Genomic DNA, 22,582 nt, shown 5'->3' with positions numbered 1-22,582 from the left:
GAGGTAAAAGATACTTGATCCGCAGGCCTGATCAGGCGATCTTCGCGTCAGATGGCAGGCCACTTGGGGAATGTCGGATAGCAGTGGAAATTGCAACTTTGAGGCAGAAGGCCGTGCATTTCCGTGGCCATCAAAATTCTGGACCGGAGAAAAGGCTTTGAAGACCTCAACCGTGACAAGTTGCAAATCCAATTGCGCCGTCATGGTTCTGTTGGCGCCGGATACTCAGGCACGTCATTTGATCCAATCCATGGTGGCGGTGACCTCGGGGAGAAGACACCGCCAGTAGATCTCACGCTCGCCGCAAAACCGCGCGGTGAGCCCTTACAGTTGGCAAGGCTTGCACCGTTCCGCTGGACAAGCGCAGACCTGAGTGAGAATGCACTGCCAACTCCAACATCTCGACGCTCGGCCCATTGGTAAATCAGTTGGCCTTGCCCTTGCTGACCTGCACCGGAGCGTCCCGGCTGATCATCCGTATCACCAAAGGGACGTGATCCGAAACATCCCGGGTGAACCCAGCGACCGATTTGTCCAATCTCACAATCGCGGCATCATCGCCTTGAATTGGGGACATATGCATTCAAACCCTGCATTTCCAAAATTTGCCTCTCACAGGAACGAAATGTATGCGCGCGGCACGCGTTGCCACCGGGCGGCTGCCCCTGTAACCGATCAGAGGACTTCAAAACCCACACACCCGGCTTCGTCACTGCTCCGTGGGACAATTCAAAGGCAGAAAAAGTTGCAAGGGGTCAATTGGTCCAAAGGGAGTGCAGTTAAAACGATTTGGCGGTTGCTGCGATGCAGCGCCCCCGTCATGATGCAGGCAAGGAGAGACCGACATGTCAATCACCGCAAGTATCTACCATCTGACGCATTACAAATACGACAGGCCAGTCACATTGGGTCCGCAGTCGATCCGTCTTCGGCCCGCGCCGCACTCGCGCACGCGTGTGATTTCGCACAGCCTGACGGTGTCGCCCTCGGGCCATTTCGTGAACCATCAGCAAGATCCCTATGGCAACTGGCTCGCCCGTTTCGTGTTCCCCGAACCCGTGCGCGAATTCAAGATCGAAGTCGATCTGGTGGCGGACATGTCCGTCTACAATCCGTTTGATTTCTTTGTCGAAGAGTCCGTCAAGACCTTTCCCTTTGACTATGACGCCGATATCGCGCCGGACCTGAGCATCTATCTGCGCGCTGAACCTGTCGGGCCGTTGCTGCAAAACTTCATGGCCACGATTGCGCGCGATCCGATGGTGACGATTGACTTTCTGGTGATGCTGAACAGCCGTCTGGCCAACGAAATCAATTACGAAATCCGCATGGAGCCCGGTGTGCAAACCGCCGAGCAAACGCTGGGACGAGCGGCAGGATCGTGTCGCGATACCAGTTGGCTTCTGGTGCAGGTGCTGCGCAATCTCGGCCTCGCCGCGCGTTTTGTGTCGGGCTATCTGATCCAGCTGAAGCCTGACCTCATCGCGCTTGATGGGCCTGCCGGCACCGACACCGATTTTACCGATCTGCATGCCTGGGTCGAGGTCTACCTGCCCGGCGCGGGCTGGGTTGGCCTTGATCCGACATCGGGTCTGCTGGCCGGGGAAAGCCATATTCCGCTGGCCGCGACGCCCGATTACCGTCACGCGGCCCCGATCTCCGGTGTGGCAAGTGCGGCCGACGTCGAATTCTCCTTCGATATGCAGGTGACGCGCACCGCGGAACATCCCCGCATCACCAAGCCATTTTCGGACGAGTCATGGGAGGCGTTGAACACGCTCGGCCAAGCGGTCGACAAACGCCTTGAAGCGGGTGACGTGCGCCTGACCATGGGCGGCGAGCCGACTTTCGTGTCGATCGACGATTTCGAGAGCGCGGAGTGGAACTCGGACGCGGTTGGCCCGGCCAAACGCGGGCTGGCCGATCAGTTGATGCGCCGTTTGCAGGACAGATTTTCGACCGGCGGATTGCTCCATTACGGGCAGGGCAAATGGTATCCCGGAGAGACGCTGCCGCGTTGGACCTTCTCTCTCTATTGGCGCAAGGACGGTCAGCCGATCTGGCACGATCCCGATCTGCTGGCCCGCGAAGATACGCAGGAAGATGTCGGCCCCGACGACGCGCAAGCCCTGCTCAGCGCCATTGCAGCCAATCTCGCGGTACCCCCGGAAAACGTGTTGCCCGCCTTTGAGGATCCCGCCGAGTGGATCATCAAGGAAGGCAACCTGCCTGCGAATGTGACGCCCGAGAATTCCAAACTGGCTGACCCCGAAGAGCGCGCGCGTATCGCGCGGGTGTTCGAGCGCGGCCTGACGACGCCCGCAGGCTACGTCTTGCCGGTACAGCGCTGGCAGGCCCGTGCCGCAAGCCGGTGGATGTCCGAAGTGTGGGAACTGCGCCGGGGCAAGGTGTTTCTTGTGGCCGGTGACAGCCCCGTGGGCTATCGCCTGCCGCTTGGAACCCTGCCACATATTCCAGAAAGCAATTATCCCTTTATCGTGCCGCAAGATCCCACGGAACCGCGCGACCCGCTGCCCCCGGCGCCCGCGCCGGACCAACCCGTCGCGCAGCGCACCCAAGCCAGCGCCGGACAAGAGCAAGTCGCCCAAACGCTGGGTGATCTCAACGGGCGCGTCCGCACCGCCATCTCGGTCGAACCGCGCGATGGACGCCTGTGCGTGTTCATGCCCCCGGTCGAGACGCTGGAAGATTATCTGGAGCTGATCGCCGCCGTTGAGGGGGCCGCCAGATCCACCGGGCGAAAGGTACTGATCGAAGGCTATGCTCCGCCCCATGATCCGCGCGTCGAGGTCATGCGCATCGCCCCCGACCCCGGTGTGATCGAGGTGAACATCCACCCCGCCGCCAGTTGGGAGGCGTGCGTGGACACTACGCAAACCGTCTACGAAGAGGCGCGCCAATGCCGCCTTGGCACCGACAAATTCATGACCGACGGACGGCACACCGGCACCGGCGGTGGCAACCATGTGGTTGTGGGCGGTGCGACACCGGGTGACAGCCCATTCCTGCGCCGCCCCGATCTGCTCAAAAGCCTGATCCTGTTCTGGCAGCGCCATCCCAGCCTGTCCTATCTGTTCGCGGGCACCTTTGTCGGCCCCACCAGTCAGGCGCCACGCATCGACGAGGCGCGCCATGACGGGCTTTATGAGCTTGAAATCGCGCTGGACCAGATCTGGCCACCCGCCGAAGGCACTCCGCCGCCACCCTGGCTCACCGACCGTCTGTTGCGCAATGCGCTGATCGATGTCACCGGCAACACCCACCGGACCGAGATTTGCATCGACAAGCTGTTTTCGCCTGACGGGCCAACAGGACGGCTTGGGCTGGTCGAATTCCGCGGCTTCGAGATGCCGCCGAACCCACGGATGAGCCTTGCCCAGCAATTGCTGCTGCGCGCCATCATCGCGCGCTGCTGGGAGGCACCGATCAGTGGCAACCTGACCCGCTGGGGTACAACATTGCACGACCGCTTCATGCTGCCTGCCTTCATCTGGGAAGACTTCCTCGACGTTCTGGCCGACTTGCGCGGTCATGACATGGCCTTTGATCCCGACTGGTTCAAAGCACAGGCGGAATTTCGGTTTCCCTTCTGCGGTGAGGTCACATACGAAGGCATAACGCTCGAACTGCGCCAGGCGCTGGAGCCGTGGCATGTGATGGGCGAAACCGGCGCAATCGGCGGCACGGTCCGCTATACCGACAGCTCGTCCGAACGGCTTCAGGTCACACTGACCGGGGCCAACCCAGATCGCTATATCGTGACGGCCAACCGTCGCCCGGTCCCCTTGACGGCCACGGCGACCAATGGAACGCGGGTCGGCGGGGTGCGCTACAAAGCGTGGAAACCTGCCATGTCGCTTCATCCGGTGCTTGAAGTGGACGCGCCGTTGACGTTTGATATCTTTGATACGTGGACGGGCACGTCGCTGGGGGGGTGCCGCTATCATGTGGCCCACCCGGGCGGGCGCAATTTCGATACCTTCCCCGTCAACGGTAACGAAGCAGAGGCGCGGCGTTTGAGCAGGTTTGAGAAAATGGGCCACAGCGCCGGGACAGCACCACCGCTGCCGGAACGTCCGCATCCCGAATTCCCGATGACGCTGGATCTGCGCCGCAGGGCCGGCCTTTAAGCGATGCAAACACCGCACCCCTCCGCGCGCGCCCAGACCGACCAGAACTTGCTGGGGTCTTACGGCGTGCCGGGTGCGGCCCTCAACGATGAGATGCTGGCACCGGACGGGACGATAAAACCCGTCTGGGCCTCCTTCTTTGCCCATCTCAACAGGCTGTCGGCAGACCAACTGGCGGCGCGCTTTGCGCGCGGGGATCAATATCTGCGCGATGCCGGGGTGCTGTACCGTCAATATGACGAAACTCTGTCAACCGAACGGGAATGGCCACTGAGCCATATCCCGGTGATCATCGGCGAAGACGAATGGCAGGTTATTTCCGACGGCCTGGTCGAGCGCGCCGACTTGCTGGAATACATCTTGCGCGATTTCTACGGCGACAACGCTCTGGTGAGTTCGGGCCAGTTGCCCGCGCAACTGCTCAGCCAGAATCCGGCGTGGCTGCGTCCCATGGTCGGGGTTGGCAAGCAAGACGCGCATCTGATCAACACGTTGTCCTTCGAGATCGGGCGTGGGCCCGATGGCCAGTGGTGGGTGATCAGCGACCTTGTCGAAGCCCCTTCGACCGCCGGATTTGCCGTCGAAAACCGGATCGCGATGGGCCGCGTTTTCCCGAAGTTTTTCGCAAATGCGAATATTCATCGGCTGGCTGGATTCTTTCAGGAATTTCAGCAAAGGCTGATGGAGATCAAGGGGCGTACCTCGGGCGAAGTGGCCTTGCTGTCGCCCGGTCCGATGAACCAGAATTACGCCGAACACTCCTATATGGCCCGCTATTTGGGCCTCTTGTTGGTCGAAGGCGAAGATTTGATCGTTCAGGACGGCAAGGCCATGGTGCGCACGGTTGCAGGCCTGAAACCCGTCAGCCTGCTGTGGAACCGTTTGCCAAGCGCGATGTTCGACCCTCTGGAACTCGATTCCACCTCGATGCTGGGCGCGGCGGGCCTCGTGCAGGCGATCCGCGACGGGACGCTGAAGACGGTGAACATGGTTGGTGCCGGCGTGCTCGAAACACGTGCGCTGATGGCCTTTTTGCCAAGGATCGCACGGGCGCATCTGGGGCGCGGGCTGGCCCTGCCCAACATTGCGACGTGGTGGTGCGGGCAGGCGAGCCAGCGGGACCATGTCATCGCCCACAGCGAACGTATGATGATCGGCGATGCCTTTTCGACCGTGCCGCTCATGGCTGATCCCCGCACCACGGCCTTTGGCAATCTGTCAGACGGGGCGCATGCGCAGCAACTGGCGGATTTGTTGAAAACCGATGGCCATACCCTTGTCGGGCAAGAAGCCGTCACCTTGTCGACCACACCGGTTTGGGAAGATGGTCAATTGGCTGCGCGCCCCATGTGTATCCGTATCTCTCTTGGCCGCACCGAGGACGGCTGGGCGGTGATGCCCGGCGGGTACGCGCGGATCAGCGCGGGCAATGACGCCAAGGCCCTTGCCATGCAGCGCGGCGGAAAAGTGGCGGATGTCTGGGTCACCAGCCCCAAGCGGGTGGAGACACCGTCCCTATTGGCGGTGCAGAAAAACACGGTCACCCGCAGTCTGACCCATTCTCTCTTGCCCAGCCGGGCGGCGGACAACCTGTTCTGGCTGGGGCGCTATGTTGAACGATCCGAACAGAACATGCGGATGTTCCGGGCCTATTTTGCGCGGATTGCGGACGGGGCCGATCACGGCGACATCATGCCCCTGTATCTGCGCGATCAACTTATGAACGGCGTTGCGCCGAACGCCTCTGCCATTGCCGCACGTTTTGGAGAACCGCTCGGACTTGCGCTGCAATCGGCATCGCGCATCAGTGACCGCTTTTCACCGGACGGAATGATGGCGCTGCGCGGGCTGGTGAAGGATGCAAAGTTCCTTGATGGCATGTCTGTCCCACTTGAGGATGTCCCCGTCCAGATCAGCAGGCTGCTGCGCCAGATCACCGGCTTTGCCGGACTTGTCCATGAAAACATGTACCGGTCGGACGGCTGGCGTTTTCTGAGCATCGGCACGTCGCTGGAACGGGCCGCGAATATGTGTGACCTGCTAGCGGCCTGCATGTCAGCGGATGCCCCCAGCGGCGCGCTGGACCTTGCTCTGGAAATCGGAGACAGCGTCGTTTCGCATCGGACCCGGTTTCAGATTGCGGCCAATCGCGCTTCGGTGACTGATCTGCTGGCCCTTGATCCGCAAAATCCCCGGTCGGTCCGCTACCACATCACGCGCAGCAAGGACCACATCGCCAACCTGCCTGCGCAACATACCGGCCACAACATGAGCCACGTCGCGCGTCAGGTTCTGTTGCTGGAAACTCAACTGGCAACAAGTGACCCCGCGATGATTTCTCCTGAGGTTTTGACGCAGGTCAAACAGGACATCTGGGCCATATCCGACACCCTGAACGCCTATCATCTGGCCTGACCCATGATGTACAGTATTCGCCTGACGATCGCCCATTATTACGACCAGCCCGCGGCCAACAGCCGTCATTTGATCCGCGTGCTGCCCCGGGCCGTGGCGGGCCGTCAAAATCTGACAACCCATCTGCTCGAAATCTTTCCGGAACCGGAATCCCGCGCCGAATCCGTCGATTTTTTCGGTAATATGACAACCTCCTGTGCGCATCGCGATCAGCATGCTGAAATGTCGATCCGTCTGTCTTGCCATGTTGAAATGCAACCGCCCCTGCGCTGGCAGGACCTGTCGCCACAGGTTGCGCAAATACGCTCCTTATGTGACACGCTGACCGATCTGGGGCCGTCGTCGCCCTTGCATTTCATGGGGCCCAGCCCGCGCCTGCCGCCAAACCGCGCGATCCGTGATTTCGCGCATGACCTTTATGATGCAAATGCAAGTACGACCGCAAATGTGATCCGCATCGGCAAAGCGTTGCATGATGCAATGATCTTCGATGCGACGGCCACAACCGTCGATACCGATGCAGCAGATGCCTTTCGCCTGCGTCGCGGGGTCTGTCAGGACTTTAGCCACATCATGATCATTGGCCTGCAATCCCTGGGCATTCCGGCGGGATATGTCAGCGGCTATCTGCGCACCTTGCCGCCGCCCGGCGGCGTAAAGCTCGAGGGAGCCGATGCGATGCACGCATGGGTGCGGGCGTGGTGCGGCCCGGATCAAGGCTGGATTGAATACGATCCGACCAATGCCACGCTGGTCGGCACAGACCATATCGTCGCGGGCTATGGGCGCGATTATTCCGATGTCTCGCCGGTGCGCGGACACCTGCGGTCATCCGGCGGGCAAAGAAACACGCAGGCCGTGGATGTGGCAATCGTCGATTAAGGCGCTATCGACGCGGGATCAGCTGCGTTTGTAACTTGGCAGATGCATCAGCGCCGTGCGCAAGGCGTCCCCCCAACCGGCGCTGATCGACTGGAAATAGGGATCCTGCGCTGTCACGCGCGGCTGAGTTTCCAGCGCAAAACTGTCGACTTCATAGAGTTGAATATCCAGCGGCAGGCCGACGGACAGGTTCGCCTTGATCGTGGAATCAAAGGATACCATCATCAGCTTGATCGCATCCTCGAAGCTCATGTCAGGATCATAGGCGCGCACCAGGATCGGTTTGCCGTATTTCGTCTCTCCGATCTGGAAAAACGGAGCATCCTCGGTCACTTCGATAAAGTTCCCTTCCGGATAGACCAGAAACAGCGTCGGCAAGCCGCCTTTGATCTGGCCACCTACAATCACGGACGCCTTGAAGGCAGAGGTCGCGGATTGACCGTCCACGCCGCCGCCCTGAATCACTTCCTTGAGGGTCGCGCCGACAAAGCGCGCGACCTCGAACATGGTGGGCAGCTCCAGAATCGTGGGATTGCGCTCCGACAGAACCTTGGAGCGTTCTTCGAGAATACTGATCAACGCCTGCGTCGTGGCAAGGTTGCCCGCCGTCATGATGGTGATCGCGCGATCCCCGGGGATGTCCCACGAAAACATCTTTTTCGTGGTCGAAAAATTATCGACCCCGGCATTCGTCCGCGTGTCGGACATGAATACAAGACCACGGTTCAGGTAAAGGCCAACACAATAAGTCATTTCGAATCCACGACAGGGAGGGCCACGGGACGTAGCCGAGAAATCTCTAGTGTGGAAAGGTTAACTATACAATATTGCTCCGTCCTGTTTCGCACAGGCACAACGCAATTCGATGCGACCGAGGCAAAGATGCCCATCAAACCGCCAACCGCTCCACCTGCACGCTTTGCTCTTGCAGCGTCAAAAAGCCGTAGGAGGTCAGAAAGGACGCATCCGCCGCGTCGCGCCCCACACAGATTCGCACGATGTCCGCTGGCTGGGCCATGCCTGTCGGATCGACAAGGTGCCAGTCACCTTCAAGAAACACCTCGACCACGGCATGAAAATCCTGAGGTTTCACGTCCGGTGCATAGGCACTGACAAAGCGCGCGGGGATGCCCACGGCGCGCACCAATGCAATCAGGACATGCGCGTAATCCCGACAAACCCCCCGCAGGCTCGAGAAACTTTCCGTCGCGGTCGTGCCTGCGTTGCTTGCAAATATGTCGTAGTTGAAATTGGTCTTGATCCAGTCGCTCATCGCTTGCACCAATGCACCGCCCCGAAGGTCACTGAACTGACTGGCCGTAAAGTCCAGAAACAGGTCGGACTGGCAGTTGCGCGATGGCATGAGGTACGGGATCACAGCCCCCCGAAGCTGGTACCGGGGCGTCTCCTGAAGCTGGCTCAGATCAACATCCGGTCTGGTGATCTCCACCTGCGTTTCATACCGGCAGTCGAGTTGCGTCGTGACGGATACCCACCTGCGGGTGCCGATGGCATCCTCGCCCTCGACCTGCCCCAAATCCGACCCCGACAAAAGCAACAGACGGGAGGCTTCGCAACGCTGCCCAGCGTCGCTGGTTGCCTCGACTTGAAGCAAAGCGTCGCACGACTGCGTCGCCGAATAGATCAAACTGGCCGTCACGTTAAGCAGCACGATAACCTCCAAGCCGGAAAAATGGGAACAGACGCGCGCTATCGCAGTCTATCACCCGACTGTCGACACCATTTGTCCCAATCGGCGGAAGTATTTGAACGGTGAGCCGAAATGATGTGCACATAGCGGGTGCCCGAACACATCACCCTGGGCGAACAGGTTTTGATACATGTCAATGTAAGTTGACACTTTCCGGGTAAAATAATCTGCGAGTCCATGCGGAGGGTCGTCATGAAAATCGTACTTGTTCATCCAAATTATCATTCAGGCGGCGCCGAGATTGCAGGCAGTTGGCCTGCGGCATGGGTCGCCTATATCGGGGGCGCGCTGAAGTCAGCGGGCTTTGACGACATCACCTTCATCGACGCGATGACCCACAATATCGAAGACGACGCCTTGGCCGACAAACTGCGCGATTTGCAGCCCGACGTCGTCGGCGTGACCGCCATCACGCCGTCCATCTACAAGGCAGAGCGCGTGCTGGAGATCGCCAAGCAAGTTTGCCCGGACGCCCTGGGCGTGCTGGGTGGCGTGCATGCCACCTTCATGTATAAACAAGTGCTTTCCGAGGCCCCCTGGATCGACGTCATCGTACGCGGTGAGGGCGAAGAGATCATCGTCGATCTGCTGCGTGCCTATGACGAAGGGCGCTGGCCTGCGGACCGCAAGTCGATCAAGGGCATCGCCTATAAAGACGGCACCGAGATCATCGCCACGCAAGCCGCATCGACCGTCAAAGACCTTGATGCGATCGAAGCCGACTGGTCGCTGCTCGACTGGGGCAGCTACATCTATGTGCCTCTGGGTGTCCGGGTCGCGATCCCAAGCATGGCGCGTGGGTGCCCGTTTACCTGCTCGTTCTGCTCACAGTGGAAGTTCTGGCGGGACTACCGCGTCCGCGACCCCAAAAAGGTCGTGGATGAGATCGAAAAACTGGTCAACGACCATGACGTCGGCTTCTTTATCCTCGCGGACGAGGAACCCAGCATCAACCGCAAGAAATTCATTCAGTTTTGTCAGGAACTGATTGATCGCGGCCTGCCGGACAAGATCAAATGGGGCATCAATACCCGCGTCACAGACATCCTGCGCGACGAGGATCTGCTGCCGTTCTTCCGCAAGGCGGGACTGGTGCATGTGTCGCTCGGCACCGAAGCGGCCGCTCAGCTGAAGCTGGACCTGTTCAACAAGGAAACCAAGGTCGAAGACAACCGCCGCGCCATCCAGTTGCTGCGCGATGCCGATATCTTCACCGAGGCGCAGTTCATCGTCGGTCTCGACAACGAAACACCGGAGACGCTCGAAGAAACGTATCGATACGCTCGCGAATGGAACCCGGATCTGGCGAACTGGTCGATGTATACACCGTGGCCGTTTACCCCGCTCTATCAGGAGCTTGGCGACAAGGTGGAAGTTTTTGATTTCGACAAGTACAACTTTGTCACCCCCATCATGCGCCCCGAGGCCATGGACCGGGCCGAATTGCTGGACCGGGTGATGAACAATTACCGACGCTTTTACATGATCAAGGCACTGTTCCACTATCCGTGGCGGGGCACCGGGTTCCGGCGCCGGTACCTTCTGGGATGTCTCAAGGCCTTTGCCAAGGCCGGGTTTGCGCGCACGTTCTATGATCTGGGCAAGGTTGGTTATACCGGGCCGCAGTCCAAGAAGAAGGTGGATTTCCACTTTGACGACAGCCGCAAGATCGCGCCCGCGCAGATCGCCGATTGGGAGGCAGCCGCAGATCGCGCGGCCCGCGCCAAGGAGCGTCGAGAAGCCGTGCGTGCCCAGGGCAAGGCCCGCGCAGAAGAGCGGAACGCGGCCAAGGTGATGGCCTGCGGCGGCGGGACAGAGCAGATGGAGGACACGGCAGAGTTCCGGCTGCCCGAAGATGCGGGTCAAGCCAGAGAGAATGCGTGATGGCCACGCTCGCGGTTTCCCCCACCGAACAGGCTGCGAACCCGGAGGCAAAGGTTGGCCCCAACGCAGTCACGCAAGTGGCTGCCGCCTTGCGCGCCCTCGGCGGGGACGGCCTGGCCCGGCAGGTGTTCGTGGCAGCCGATCTGGGCCCGGTGCTGGATATGCCGCCCGAACGGATGGTGGATCAGGCCATCGCCGCACGGTTGCATGATACGCTGCGCCTGACGCTTCCGCCCGACGACGCAATCCGCATTGCCATGGATGCAGGGTACAGGACAGCGGATTACCTCTTGGCCAACCGTATTCCGCGACCGGCGCAATGGGTCATGAAACTGCTGCCGCCCCGACTGTCAGCCCGGCTTCTGCTCAAAGCGATGGCGTCCAATGCGTGGACTTTTGCAGGCACCGGGCGGGTGCGCACTCAGCCCGGCAATCCCAGCGTTCTGGAGATCATCGACAACCCGCTTGCCCAGCCATTTTGCCCCTGGCACGTCGCCGTCTTTGACCGTCTGTTCCGAACGCTTGTCGCGAAAGATGCCCAAGTGTCCCACACTGCGTGCTGTGCACATGGAGCTCCGGCTTGCCGTTTTGAAATCACTCTTGCCCGCAAGGCCGATTGATGAGGTTCGGGGCAGCCGCGCCGGACTTTATCGGCGATCGGGATGCCATCGCAAACCACGGACTGCCGCAGCCTGCGCCTTAAAAGGAAGACAGACAGGCGAGTGCGGATATTGTGGCACCCTTCCCTGCGGACAAAGCCGTTTCTTAAAAGTTCTTTGGGCAGCGCACAGCGTTCCATCGCTGCCCTCCCGGCAATTTCACCGCTCAGACCGGCGGGTGAACGTCATCCGGTATCGGACATGTATAAGGCGTTTCGGCCAGATGATCGCGATGCGTCTCTTTTGCCGCCTTGGTCAGAGAGGGATCTTCGATCAGTCGACAGGCTGTCGCGGCCATCGCTTTGGCGGCATAAATCATACCCTTGTGCGCGGCGGGGGCCTTGCCTTGTGCGACGGTTTGCCAAGTGTGAAACGGTGTTCCGATGGCACAGGTCGCGACACGCGCCTGAACCGTCGGGACGGCCCAACTGACATCGCCGACATCCGTGGAGCCTTCGCCGCCTTCGCGTTGCCGGTCCAGAGGTGCGACGAAATCACAGAGCACGAGACCCGCCTGCGGTTTTGTCCCGATCCGCTTGAAGGTCGCGGCGATGTCCGCAGGCGTCAGGCTCTTCTGTATCTCGATTGCAAAATCACGATCCGCCGCATCAAAAGGCACCGGCCCGAGCTTTTCAAGTTCGGACTGCATGGTCTCTTCGAGGGGGCGATTGCCCAACAGGTTCGAGACGCCCGAAAACACCTGGCTGGTGACCCGGGTTTCGGTCATGAGGGCCGCCCCATCCGCGATCTTGCGCACACGGGCGATCAGGTCGTGTAGCTCGGGCAAGGTGCTGGCGCGGACCAATTGCCGTACTGTCGCTTTGGCCTGCACAACGTTTGGCGCCACGCCACCGGCATCAAGGTACGCATAATGCACCCGCGCGCTGTCCGGAATATGCTCGCGCAGATAGTTGACCCCGATATTCATCAACTCGACTGCGTCCAGTGCCGAACGGCCAAGCTCCGGCGCGCCAGCCGCATGCGCGGCCTTGCCGTGAAAGGTAAAATCGATCCGTGTATTGGCCAAGGACGCCGCTTCATTGACGGCTGTAAACGTGGCGGGGTGCCACGAAATTGCAGCATCCACATCGTCGAACAGCCCTTCGCGCACCATATAGGTTTTCGCAGCCCCCCCTTCTTCCGCAGGGCAGCCATAATAGCGCACGCGGGCCTTGATCCCGTTCTCGGACAGCCAGTCCTTGACCGCAGTCGCGGCCAGAAGGGCTGCAGCCCCCAGCAGGTTGTGACCACATCCATGCCCGTTGCCACCTTCTTCCAAAGGCGTGTGATCAGCGACGCCCGGAGCCTGGCTGAGATAGGGCAGCGCGTCGAACTCACCGAGGATCGCGATAACGGGGCCTTCGTCTCCGGCCTCGCCGATCACAGCCGTCGGGATGCCCGCTGCGTGTTCGGTGATCCTGAAGCCTTGCGCCTCCAGCATGCGCTTGTGTTCGGCCACGGATTCATACTCCGCATAGAGCGTCTCGGGAGTGTCAAAGACACGATCGGAGAGGGCGATGAAATCATCGCGGTGGCGGTCGACATGATCCCAGATCGGGTCTGCGTTCTTCATCTTGATCTCCATGACATCTGCTGGGTATTTATACCGCATCTCCGTGTTCCAGAAGACAGGCGGTCTGACGGCCGTCCGGGCCGGCTTTCAACTCTGGCACGATGCGCCGACAGGCCTCCGTGGCGCGTACGCAACGCGGATGGAAGGTACACCCCGGGGGCGGATCGAGCGGTGACGGGATTTCCCCCTTGATCGGCGTAAAGTCCCGGCGGCGTTGGTCCAAACGGGGCGCTTCGGCCAAAAGCGCCTGAGTATAGGGGTGGCGCGGATCGGCGAAAATCTCTTCGGTGGAAGCGCTTTCGACGATCCGGCCCAGATACATGATCGCGACCCGGTCTGCGATATGCTCGACCACGCTGAGGTCATGGCTGATGAAGAGGTAGGTCAGGCCCAATTCTTCGCGCAAGTCCATGAAAAGGTTGATGACCTGCGCTTGAATCGAAACGTCCAGCGCCGCGATTGCCTCGTCGCAGACCAGGAATTTCGGCTTGACCGCAAGTGCGCGCGCAATGCCGATCCGCTGGCGTTGCCCGCCGGAGAACTGGTGAGCGTAGCGGCGCTTGAGCGATGGATCGAGGCCCACTTTCTGCATGACGTCATCGACATAGTCCGACAACTCGGCCGTGCTGACGATCCCGTGCATGCGCGGCGCTTCACCAATGATGTCCTCGACCCGCATGCGCGGGTTGAGACTGGCAAAAGGATCCTGAAAGATCATCTGAATCGCCAGCGTGGCAGCACGCCTGTCCGCGCCGCGCAAGGTGGCCACGTCCCTGCCCTCATAAAACATCTGACCATCGCTGGCAGCGTGGATGCCCGCGACGACCCGGCCCAGCGTGGATTTTCCGCAGCCGGATTCACCGACGAGGCCGACCACTTCGCCCGGTTGGATTGCAAGCAAGACTTTATCGACCGCGTGGACCGTTTCTTCACGGATATTTGCCCCGAGGCGACGGGCAATCTTGCCCGCGACATCCAGCCGTTTGGTAAATCGTTTCGAGACATTGCGGATTTCGACGAGCGGCTCTGTCATGGGCGTGCCTCGGCCAGACCTTGAGGGTTAAAGCACCGCAGGCGTCGCTCTGCCACGTCTTCGACATCCGGCTGCGCGGCACAGGCCGCCGTCCGCATGCCACAGCGCGGGCCAAACGCACAGCCATCAGGAAGGGCCAGCATATTCGGCGTCATCCCCTCGATCTGGTAGAGGCGCGCACCCCGCTTGTTGGCGCTCGGGACCGAGCCCAGAAGGCCCACGGTGTAGGGATGAAGGGGGTGATCAATGACGTCATCGGTGTCGCCTTGTTCGACAATCCGGCCCGCATACATGACCGATATCCTGTCGGCCAAACCGGCAACCACAGCCAGGTCATGCGTGATCCAGACCATCGCCGTGCCGGTGTGCTTGGTCAGTTTCTGTGCCTCGTAAATGATCTGCGCCTGAATCGTGACATCAAGCGCCGTGGTGGGCTCATCCGCGATGACCAGATCGGGTTTGTTCAGGAAGGCCGTCGCAATCGCCACCCGCTGGCGCATGCCCCCGGATAGTTGATGCGGATAGGCACGCAATCGCTCTTCCGGCGAGGGAATCCCAACGAGACCAAGTGCATCGCGGCTGCGCTCCCACGCGGTGCGGCGGTCGACTTTCTCATGGGCAAGGATGGCCTCGATCATCTGGGTGTCGATGCGCAGAACCGGGTTGAGCGTCATCATCGGATCCTGAAAGATCATCGAGATACGATTGCCGCGCAGACCCGCCAGACGCTGTTGCGAAGCCTGAGCGATATCTTCGCCATTGAACCGGATCGCGCCTTCGACGATCCGGCCCGGCGGGTCTATCAGGCCAAGGATCGAGAAGCCGGTGATCGACTTGCCCGATCCGGACTCGCCGACCAGCCCCATGATTTCGCCGCGCGCGACCGAGAAATCGACGCCATCAACGGCCTTCACGACCCCGCCGCGGGTGAAAAAATGGGTCTTCAGACCACTGACTTCGAGAACGGCGGTCATTTCTTCATCCTCGGATTCAGCACGTCGCGCAGCTGATCACCGACGAGATTGATCGACACGACCGTCAGCAAAAGGGCCAGCCCCGGAAAAATCGAAATCCAGTAGCGCCCGGACAACATGTATTCAAACCCGTTGGCGATGAGGACGCCAAGCGAGGGCTCCGTTTGCGGCAGTCCGACACCCAGAAACGAGAGCGTGGCCTCGAGCGAGATCGCACTGGCGGTTTGAACCGTGCCCACCACGATCAAAGGGGCCATGCAATTGGGCAGGATATGGCGGAACACGATGCGCGCGCGCGACAGCCCCAGACATTGCGCAGCTTCGACATATTCCTTGTTGCGTTCAACAAGTGCGGTGGCCCGCACCGTCCGCGCATAATAGGCCCATTGAGCAACGACCAGCGCCAGAATGATCTTGTCGACGCCCTTGCCAAGGGCCGCGACAAGCATCAACGCCACGAGCGAGGCCGGGAAAGACAATTGCAAGTCCACGATCCGCATGATGATCGCTTCGATCCGCCCACCGGCATAGGCGGCCACCAGGCCGATCGTCATGCCGATCAGCAGCGCGATCACCCCCGACGCCACGCCAACCGTCAGCGATATCCGCAACCCATAGAGAATGGCCGAATAAAGATCCCTGCCCGCGCCGTCCGACCCGAGCCACATCGTGTAGCCTGCAAATGCCTCCGATCCGGGAGCGAGCCGCCCATCCATCACGTCGACCTGTCCCAGATCATAGGGGTTCTGCGGTGTGATCCACGGCGCCAGCACTGCCAGAAGGATAATGACCCCGAGCAGGCCAAGCGCTACGGTCGCAATCTTGCTTTCGAAAAACTCGGACCGAAAGCTCTGAAAGGGCGTTTCGACCTTTGCAGTCATATCTGCCGGTGTGCTGGTGGATGTCATATCGGTCATGATCCCTGATCCTGCAGACGGACCCGCGGGTCGAGAATGGAATACAGGATGTCCACGATAAGATTGATGAGGACAAAGAACAGGACCATGATCATCAGGTAGGCAACGACCACGGGTCGGTCGAGTTGCAAGATCGCATCGATCAACAGTTTGCCCATCCCCGGCCACGCAAAAATGGTTTCCGTCACGACCGAGAACCCGATCAGGCTGCCGAATTCCAGCCCCATGACCGTGACGACCGGAATCATGATATTCTTCATCACGTGGACAAAGATGATCCGACGTGTCGACAGCCCCTTGGCGCGGGCATATTTGACATAGTCCTGCCCCATGGCCTCGCGCACGCCTGCACGTGTCAGGCGGATGGCCAGCGAGATTTTCAGCAACGCAAGGTTCAGGGCGGGCAGGAAGATATGGCTCAACCCGTCAAGGGTGAACAGACTGCTCCTGATCCCCAGAAACGAGCCGAGATCACCGCGTCCGGTGGCCGGGACCCATCCCAACTCGACCGCGAACAGCATGATCAGCATCAGGCCGACCCAGAATGTCGGCAACGAAAACCCCAGGATCGAGGTGGCCATGATCCCCTTGGAGATCGGATTGTCGGGATAGAGCCCGGCATAAAGGCCCAGGGGAATGCCGATGGCGATGGACAGAAACAGGGCGGTGAATGCCAGTTCCATCGTCGCCGGCATGTGTTGCAGAATGAGTTGCAGTGCGGGCTCGCCGAAGATGAAACTGTCGCCCAGATCTCCCTGCGCCGCGCCCTTGAGAAACAACAGGTACTGCTCCCAGATCGGGCGGTCGAGACCGAGGCGCTGGATGGCGGCGGCGATATCAGCCTGATCCGCATCGGGGCTGACGAGCATATAGACCGGATCACCGACGACGTTAACGCCAAAGAAGACGATCAGCGACATCAGGAAAACGACAAGCAGCGCCTGAAGCAGCCGACGGATGACAAAAACGGTCATGAGATCAGACCTTCAAAAGGGGAACGGGCCGCCCGTCAAAGACGGCCCGACGATTGTCAGGTCATCAGTCTTTCGTGACACCGATGGCGAGTGTGTACTCATCGGTGCGCGGCGTATAGCGCAGGCCCTTGCGCGCCGCCCAGGTGTTCACCTGGAAATGCGTCGGGATGATCGCGACATTCTCGATCGCACTTTCCGTCGCGGCCGCCAGAAGTTCCTGCCGCTTGGCATCGTCGACCGTGCGCAAGGCCTCTTCGATCAGCGCATCTGTCTCGGCGTTCGAATAACGACCCCGGTTCGCAGACCCGAAACCCTTGTCCGTATCGAAGGTGTGGATCAGCGATTTGAGGGGCGAAGACGCCTCACCGGACCCGGCACCCCATCCCACAAGGATAAAGCTGAACTCCGGCAGATCACCTTCGGCACCGCGCGACGCGCGCCCGAAATAAACCGAACGCGGCATCGTCTCCACGGCAGTCCTGATACCCACCCGCGTCAACATCTGTGCAACGGCTTCCGCAATTTTTGCATCGTTGATATAGCGGTCATTGGGGCCGTGGATCGTCATCTGGAAGCCGTCGGGATAGCCCGCCTCGGCCAGAAGCGCCTTGGCGCCGTCGGGATCATAGGCGACAACCTCAAGGTTGTCGGACACGCCAAAGAATCCCTCTGGCAGCAGCTGACCTGCGGGCAACGCGACACCTTCCATCACCCTGTCGACAATCGCATCGCGGCTGATCGCCATGCTGATGGCCTTGCGCACGCGGACGTCCATCAGCGGGTTCTTGATGTCGCTGCCATCATTTGCCGTTATGAAAGGCGAGTCTTCGCGGAACTGGTCCATGTGGAGGTAGATGACGCGGTTTGAAACACCCTGGCTGAGCTGGATTTCATCATTGGCCGCCAACGTCGTGATATCGGTGGTGGGTACCGAAGCGATCATGTCGATATCGCCCGCCAAAAGTGCTGCAACGCGGCTGGGACCGGACGAGATCGGGCGGAATTCGACCTCCGACCAGATCGGAGCCTCACCCCAATATGCGTCGTTCCGCTCCATCACGATGCTTGCGCCCGGCGTATAGCTGACGAATTTGAACGGACCGGTGCCGACAGCTGCCACACCGCTGTTGAAATCCTCCGTCGCAGCACCGCACCCGACCTCATCGGAGATGATCCGAATGGTCGAAATGTCGTTTGCCATCAGCGGATAAGGTTCCGCGGTCTTGAAATGGACAGTGTAATCGTCGACTTTCTCGACCGACTTGCCTTTCAGATAGGTTCCGAAACTGGACGGCGAGTTTGGTACATTCGGCGCCCGCTCGACGGTACAGACGACATCGTCGGCAGTGAAGTCGCTGCCATCATGGAATTTCACACCTTCGCGCAGTTTGAATTCCCATGTCAGATCGTCGATCGGTTTCCACGACACCGCCAGCCCGGGAACAAGTTGCTGCTTCTCATTCTGATCGACCAGACGGTCAAAGATGTGAAGCGTCATGGCGTTGTTCGGGCCAAGGTTATGAAAATGTGGATCCATGGCCGTGGGTTCCGAGGCGAGGCCGATTGTCAGTTTTTCTGCCGCAACCGCCCCAGCGCCGAGCGCGAGAATGCTCGCGGCGGCGACCGTCGCTTTGGTCATTTTCTTCATGTGAATACTCCGCTGTTCGTTCGGCGCTTTTTTTCTCCAGACCCTTGTCCGGGCTTGCGCCACCCGACCGATGCTATCTACCATGAAAAACATTGCCAATATGCAATGCTATGCTTTTTCGCATAAGGTTCATCGAGTCACGAAACCCGATCAAAAAGCGGGCTCTCACCAAGGAGGAAAATGACCACACATCGCCACAGGCTGCGTGAATTGGAATCTCTGCGCGCCATCGTCACCACAGGCACGACCATCGGTGCCGCACACAGACTTGGGGTGTCGCAGTCCGCCGTCAGCCGCGCTCTCTCGCAGCTTGAAGCCCGGGTTGGTCAATCCTTGTTTGTGCGAACATCGGGTCGGATAGAACCCACGGCGGAGGCGCTGCGCCTCAACGACACACTGGACCCGATTTTCGAGACACTGGCCAAGATCGAAGGCGCAGACTGGGCCGCACCCGAAGAAGCGCCGCTGCGATTGATCATCCCGCCCGCGCTCGCCCAGCATTTCGTGATCTCGCGAGTCGCAGGATTTCTCAAATCCAATCCGGGAACGCGGTTGCAGATGGACATACAAGCGACGGACGCCCTCGTCTCGGGCATCCTCGATCTGCGCTATGATCTCGGGCTGTCGAGTGCGATGATCCGACGCTCCGGGGTCACTCTTGTCCCTTGGCGTCGCAGTCAGGTCGTCTGCGCCATGCCGATCGGCCACCCGCTGACCGCCAGGAAGAGGGTGGAGCCAAAGGATCTGGACGGCGTCGACACCATAGAGTTTCTCAGACGGATCGGGACGCGTGCGATCACCGATCAAGTCTTGATGAAAGCGGGAGCGACCCCGCGGCGGGTCGCCGAAACCGCAACCGCGATGACAGCTCTCGAACTGGTCCGAGAGGGTTTGGGGGTCACTTTGATCAATCCCTTTCCGCTTTTGTCGGCGGGATTTGCGGGCATTGAGATCAGGCCCTTTGACGCGGCCATTCACTACAGCACTAGCTTTGTTCTGCCCGCCGGGCGTCCGCCAACGCAACTGGCGCGGCAATTCATGCAGTTCATCCGCGACACAACACCCAAGGACCCCTATTCGGACCCTGCGGACTGAGGGTCTCAGCCCTCTCGGACCGTGACCGAATTCCTCGGGAAATTCGCGCGGGGCAGATGTCGCAGCAGCCGGAACGCTAGGAACGGGCTGGTCTGAATGGCGATGGCCACATCTTGAACCTGCGACGTGTCAAAGCACCCGACGAAGCCCCTTGGAAATGTCCGCAAACTTGTGAGGACGATGGTTCGCTCTGCGCTCAGACCCAGCCCCACGATTTGGAAGTAGTCGGGATTGATCGCAACGATCACCTTTTTGCGCATCGACCTTTGCATCGGTTCGGCCGGGTGACGGCGACAAGACTACAGGGCGCAAGGCCCCTTTCGGCCATGCGACAGAGTGGAAATCCTCCGCTGACGCTGGCATTGCGCATCGGTTTGTTTCAAGAATGGCGGCAAGCAGGTCGGCCCAAGGCGCGTTCATCTGATCGCCTCTCCCCAGCACAGCACAGCAAGAAGGAACACGAAGCGATGCACAAGATCAGTATCCCGAACGACTACCCGGTCGAGCTTCCAACACCTGATATCGAGCCCTATGCCACCGGCAATACCGGCGTCCCCTTCGTCTGGCAGTTCGACAGTGGAGTTCCGGGACCGAACGTCATGGTCAGCGCGATCGTTCATGGCAACGAGCCCTGCGGGGCCATTGCGCTCGATTGGCTTCTGCGCCAGCAGATCCGACCGGTCGCAGGCTTGTTGACGCTGGCTTTCGTCAATGTCGCCGCCTACCGCGCTTTCGATCCGGCGGATCCGAATGCCACCCGTTGGATGGACGAAGACATGAACCGAGTTTGGGACAAAAGCGTTCTGGACAGCGATCGCAGCAGCAGCGAGCTTGAGCGCGCCCGCGAGTTGCGTCCCATATTGGACGGCATCGACGTCCTGCTCGACATCCACAGCATGCAACATCTCGCGCCGCCTTTGATGATGACAGGCCGCCACGTCCGCGCGAAGGACCTCGCCAGGAAGGTCGGTGTGCCGGAACGTGTCGTCGGCGATGCCGGTCACGCCGCAGGCCGTCGGATGCGCGATTATGGCGACTTCGACGATCCGACCTCGGCCAAGACCGCGCTCCTGATCGAATGTGGGCAGCATTGGGAAGCGGCCGCCGGTGCCTTGGCCCACGAATCGATGCTTCGGTTCCTCGTCGCGACCGGAACCCTCACCATGGACGTCCTTGCAGAATACGCTGACGCGCCGGCGCAAAAATGCTTCACGGTTGTCGAAGCCGTCACCATCGAGAGCGAGGCATTTCGTTTTGCGCAGCCTTTTACAGGCGGTGAGATCATTTCCGAAACGGGCACGCTGATCGGCCATGACGGCGACAGCGCTATCTTTACAACAGCCGATAACACGATGCTTGTCATGCCATCAAAGCGGCTTTGGAAAGGGCAGACTGCGGTCAGGCTGGCAACGCCGGACACCCAATGACCTGCGCCGGATCCGGCCGCATTTATGCAACCCGCGCGGATTTTTCGCGCGGCTGCATCACCAGAACATGCAGAACAGGCCATGATCCGTGCACAGGACGATAGCAGCCATGGCGCATTCCAATAGGCATCTATTTATGCATCTTTGCCTGCGGTTTGCGATGGCCTGCCTCACCGCGCCCTTGTCTCTTTGTACGTCCAGAGTCTACGATCCAGTTCATGTCCGAACCCCGTAAATCCTCCTTCATTTCTCGCATTCGCGGATCCACAGACACATTGCATCCCAGCGAAAAGCGGTTGGCGGATGCGATCCTGAATTTTCCGGGCCAGATTGCAAGCTACAGCGCGACGGAACTTGCACAGCTTGCGCAGGTTTCCAATGCGACAGTCACACGGTTTGTGCGCAAGATCGGGTATGCGTCTTTTGATGAGGCCCGACAAGCGGTCCGGGCCGAGCAAATGGATGGCGCGGCCCTTTTGCGCGTCGCCAATGATGATACGCCACAAGACGGGCTTGCGGCGCGCTATGTCGAACAGTCGCGCCTCAACGTCGAGCGTTCGCTGTTGCAAATCACTGATGCGACACTGGCTGAGCTTGTCTCCAGGATGTTGAGCGCGCGTCGGCTCTGGGTGCTCGGCTTTCGCGCGGGCCAGCCGTTTGCACGCTATTTGGGTTGGCAGGTTCTGCAAGCCCGCTCTGACGTTCTGGTGCTTCCCAGAGATGGAGAAACGATGGCGGAAAGCCTTGCAGCAATCGGGCCGGACGACTGTGTGATTTTGTTTGCACTGCGCCGCCCGCCCAAAATTCTCGGAACGCTTCCTGCGTTGCTGAACAATACGGGTGCGTCTGTTACCATCATCGGGGATGTCGTCGGTCTGGAAGACATGCGCGCGCGCTGGCACCTGCCGTGCGCGACGGCCGCCACCGGCCCGATCTTCAATCATGTCGGGGTGATGGCCTTGTGTGGAATGCTCGCCTCTCAGGTCATCGAAGGTGCAGGCAACTCCGGCAGACAGCGCCTGAGCACGATCGAAGACCTGCACGATTCGCTGGACGAATTGTAGGCACATCGGCCCTGCGCCTCCGCATGACGCTCCCATTTTAGCATGGCAGGCCCATTTTTTGGGCAATTGCCGGCAATGCGACCACCTTATTTAAGAAAAATTGTTTTCCTTGTGGGCTCAAGGGTAAAAAAAATTTCACACTGCTGGCAATGAACCCACGACTGAACCAGAGGAA

The 22,582-nt window shown here is 60.0% G+C and carries 19 protein-coding genes; 8 read left to right on the top strand and 11 right to left on the bottom strand.

Annotated elements, in window-relative coordinates; translation table 11 throughout:
- Positions 1–204, bottom strand: a 204-nt coding sequence (locus LC354_RS11255; protein WP_223423846.1) for a hypothetical protein, incomplete at its 3' end; no start/stop codon positions are given.
- Between the two features lie 220 nt (positions 205–424).
- Positions 425–577: a hypothetical protein gene (locus tag LC354_RS11250; protein ID WP_223423844.1), complete on the bottom strand. Its 153-nt coding sequence runs from the start codon at positions 575–577 to the stop codon at positions 425–427.
- A 268-nt stretch (positions 578–845) separates the two neighbouring features.
- Here LC354_RS11250 and LC354_RS11245 point away from each other — a divergent pair, with 268 nt between their 5' ends.
- The 3 genes from LC354_RS11245 to LC354_RS11235 are packed head-to-tail and all read left to right on the top strand — an operon-like array spanning position 846 to position 7,448.
- On the top strand, positions 846–4,151 hold the full coding sequence (locus LC354_RS11245) for a transglutaminase family protein (RefSeq protein WP_223423843.1): 3,306 nt from the start codon (positions 846–848) through the stop codon (positions 4,149–4,151).
- A 3-nt stretch (positions 4,152–4,154) separates the two neighbouring features.
- A complete protein-coding gene (locus tag LC354_RS11240) occupies positions 4,155–6,566 on the top strand; it encodes a circularly permuted type 2 ATP-grasp protein (protein WP_223423841.1) in 2,412 nt (803 codons plus the stop codon).
- Positions 6,567–6,569: 3 nt separating this feature from the next.
- The gene (locus tag LC354_RS11235) at positions 6,570–7,448 is read left to right on the top strand and encodes a transglutaminase family protein (protein WP_223423839.1); all 879 of its coding nucleotides are present in this window, start codon (positions 6,570–6,572) and stop codon (positions 7,446–7,448) included.
- Between the two features lie 18 nt (positions 7,449–7,466).
- Here the strand turns inward: LC354_RS11235 and LC354_RS11230 are convergent, their stop codons facing one another.
- Positions 7,467–8,201 carry a peptidase gene (locus tag LC354_RS11230; protein ID WP_223423838.1) on the bottom strand — a complete coding sequence of 245 codons (735 nt, stop codon included), beginning with the start codon at positions 8,199–8,201 and terminating at the stop codon, positions 7,467–7,469.
- 136 nt (positions 8,202–8,337) lie between these two features.
- The gene (locus LC354_RS11225) at positions 8,338–9,120 is read right to left on the bottom strand and encodes a transglutaminase-like domain-containing protein (protein ID WP_223423836.1); all 783 of its coding nucleotides are present in this window, start codon (positions 9,118–9,120) and stop codon (positions 8,338–8,340) included.
- Between the two features lie 231 nt (positions 9,121–9,351).
- Between LC354_RS11225 and bchE the strand changes: the two genes are divergently transcribed.
- Both bchE and bchJ read left to right on the top strand, forming a co-directional pair.
- A complete protein-coding gene (bchE, locus tag LC354_RS11220; RefSeq protein ID WP_223423834.1) occupies positions 9,352–11,043 on the top strand; it encodes a magnesium-protoporphyrin IX monomethyl ester anaerobic oxidative cyclase in 1,692 nt (563 codons plus the stop codon).
- Positions 11,043–11,663 carry a bacteriochlorophyll 4-vinyl reductase gene (gene bchJ, locus LC354_RS11215; RefSeq protein ID WP_223423832.1) on the top strand — a complete coding sequence of 207 codons (621 nt, stop codon included), beginning with the start codon at positions 11,043–11,045 and terminating at the stop codon, positions 11,661–11,663. Before bchE ends, bchJ begins: the two co-directional genes overlap by 1 nt.
- A gap of 205 nt (positions 11,664–11,868) precedes the next feature.
- On the opposite strand, the gene LC354_RS11210 is transcribed toward bchJ, so the two are convergent.
- From LC354_RS11210 to LC354_RS11185, 6 genes are all read right to left on the bottom strand, one after another.
- Positions 11,869–13,275: an amidohydrolase gene (locus LC354_RS11210; RefSeq protein ID WP_223423830.1), complete on the bottom strand. Its 1,407-nt coding sequence runs from the start codon at positions 13,273–13,275 to the stop codon at positions 11,869–11,871.
- 28 nt (positions 13,276–13,303) lie between these two features.
- Entirely contained in the window at positions 13,304–14,308 is a 1,005-nt protein-coding gene (locus tag LC354_RS11205) for an ABC transporter ATP-binding protein (RefSeq protein ID WP_223423828.1), read from the bottom strand.
- Entirely contained in the window at positions 14,305–15,282 is a 978-nt protein-coding gene (locus LC354_RS11200; protein ID WP_223423826.1) for an ABC transporter ATP-binding protein, read from the bottom strand. Before LC354_RS11200 ends, LC354_RS11205 begins: the two co-directional genes overlap by 4 nt.
- Complete coding sequence (locus LC354_RS11195; protein WP_317849308.1) at positions 15,279–16,199, bottom strand: ABC transporter permease; 921 nt, start codon at positions 16,197–16,199, stop codon at positions 15,279–15,281. The genes LC354_RS11200 and LC354_RS11195 overlap by 4 nt, the downstream gene beginning before the upstream one ends.
- Positions 16,196–17,173 carry an ABC transporter permease gene (locus LC354_RS11190; protein ID WP_223423824.1) on the bottom strand — a complete coding sequence of 326 codons (978 nt, stop codon included), beginning with the start codon at positions 17,171–17,173 and terminating at the stop codon, positions 16,196–16,198. Before LC354_RS11190 ends, LC354_RS11195 begins: the two co-directional genes overlap by 4 nt.
- A gap of 64 nt (positions 17,174–17,237) precedes the next feature.
- Positions 17,238–18,821 carry an ABC transporter substrate-binding protein gene (locus LC354_RS11185; RefSeq protein WP_223423823.1) on the bottom strand — a complete coding sequence of 528 codons (1,584 nt, stop codon included), beginning with the start codon at positions 18,819–18,821 and terminating at the stop codon, positions 17,238–17,240.
- Positions 18,822–19,001: 180 nt separating this feature from the next.
- Between LC354_RS11185 and LC354_RS11180 the strand changes: the two genes are divergently transcribed.
- The gene (locus LC354_RS11180; protein ID WP_223423821.1) at positions 19,002–19,916 is read left to right on the top strand and encodes a LysR family transcriptional regulator; all 915 of its coding nucleotides are present in this window, start codon (positions 19,002–19,004) and stop codon (positions 19,914–19,916) included.
- Between the two features lie 5 nt (positions 19,917–19,921).
- Here the strand turns inward: LC354_RS11180 and LC354_RS11175 are convergent, their stop codons facing one another.
- Positions 19,922–20,176 carry a hypothetical protein gene (locus tag LC354_RS11175; protein WP_223423819.1) on the bottom strand — a complete coding sequence of 85 codons (255 nt, stop codon included), beginning with the start codon at positions 20,174–20,176 and terminating at the stop codon, positions 19,922–19,924.
- Between the two features lie 207 nt (positions 20,177–20,383).
- Here LC354_RS11175 and LC354_RS11170 point away from each other — a divergent pair, with 207 nt between their 5' ends.
- Positions 20,384–21,343, top strand: coding sequence for a M14 family metallopeptidase (locus tag LC354_RS11170; protein ID WP_223423817.1), 960 nt, complete (start codon positions 20,384–20,386; stop codon positions 21,341–21,343).
- A gap of 218 nt (positions 21,344–21,561) precedes the next feature.
- On the top strand, positions 21,562–22,407 hold the full coding sequence (locus LC354_RS11165; protein ID WP_223423815.1) for a MurR/RpiR family transcriptional regulator: 846 nt from the start codon (positions 21,562–21,564) through the stop codon (positions 22,405–22,407).
- Positions 22,408–22,582: the final 175 nt, after the last annotated feature.

Source organism: Tateyamaria pelophila, from assembly GCF_019966495.1.
GTDB classification, from domain to species: Bacteria; Pseudomonadota; Alphaproteobacteria; order Rhodobacterales; family Rhodobacteraceae; genus Tateyamaria; species Tateyamaria pelophila.
This window is presented reverse-complemented; position numbering and strand designations above follow the sequence as displayed.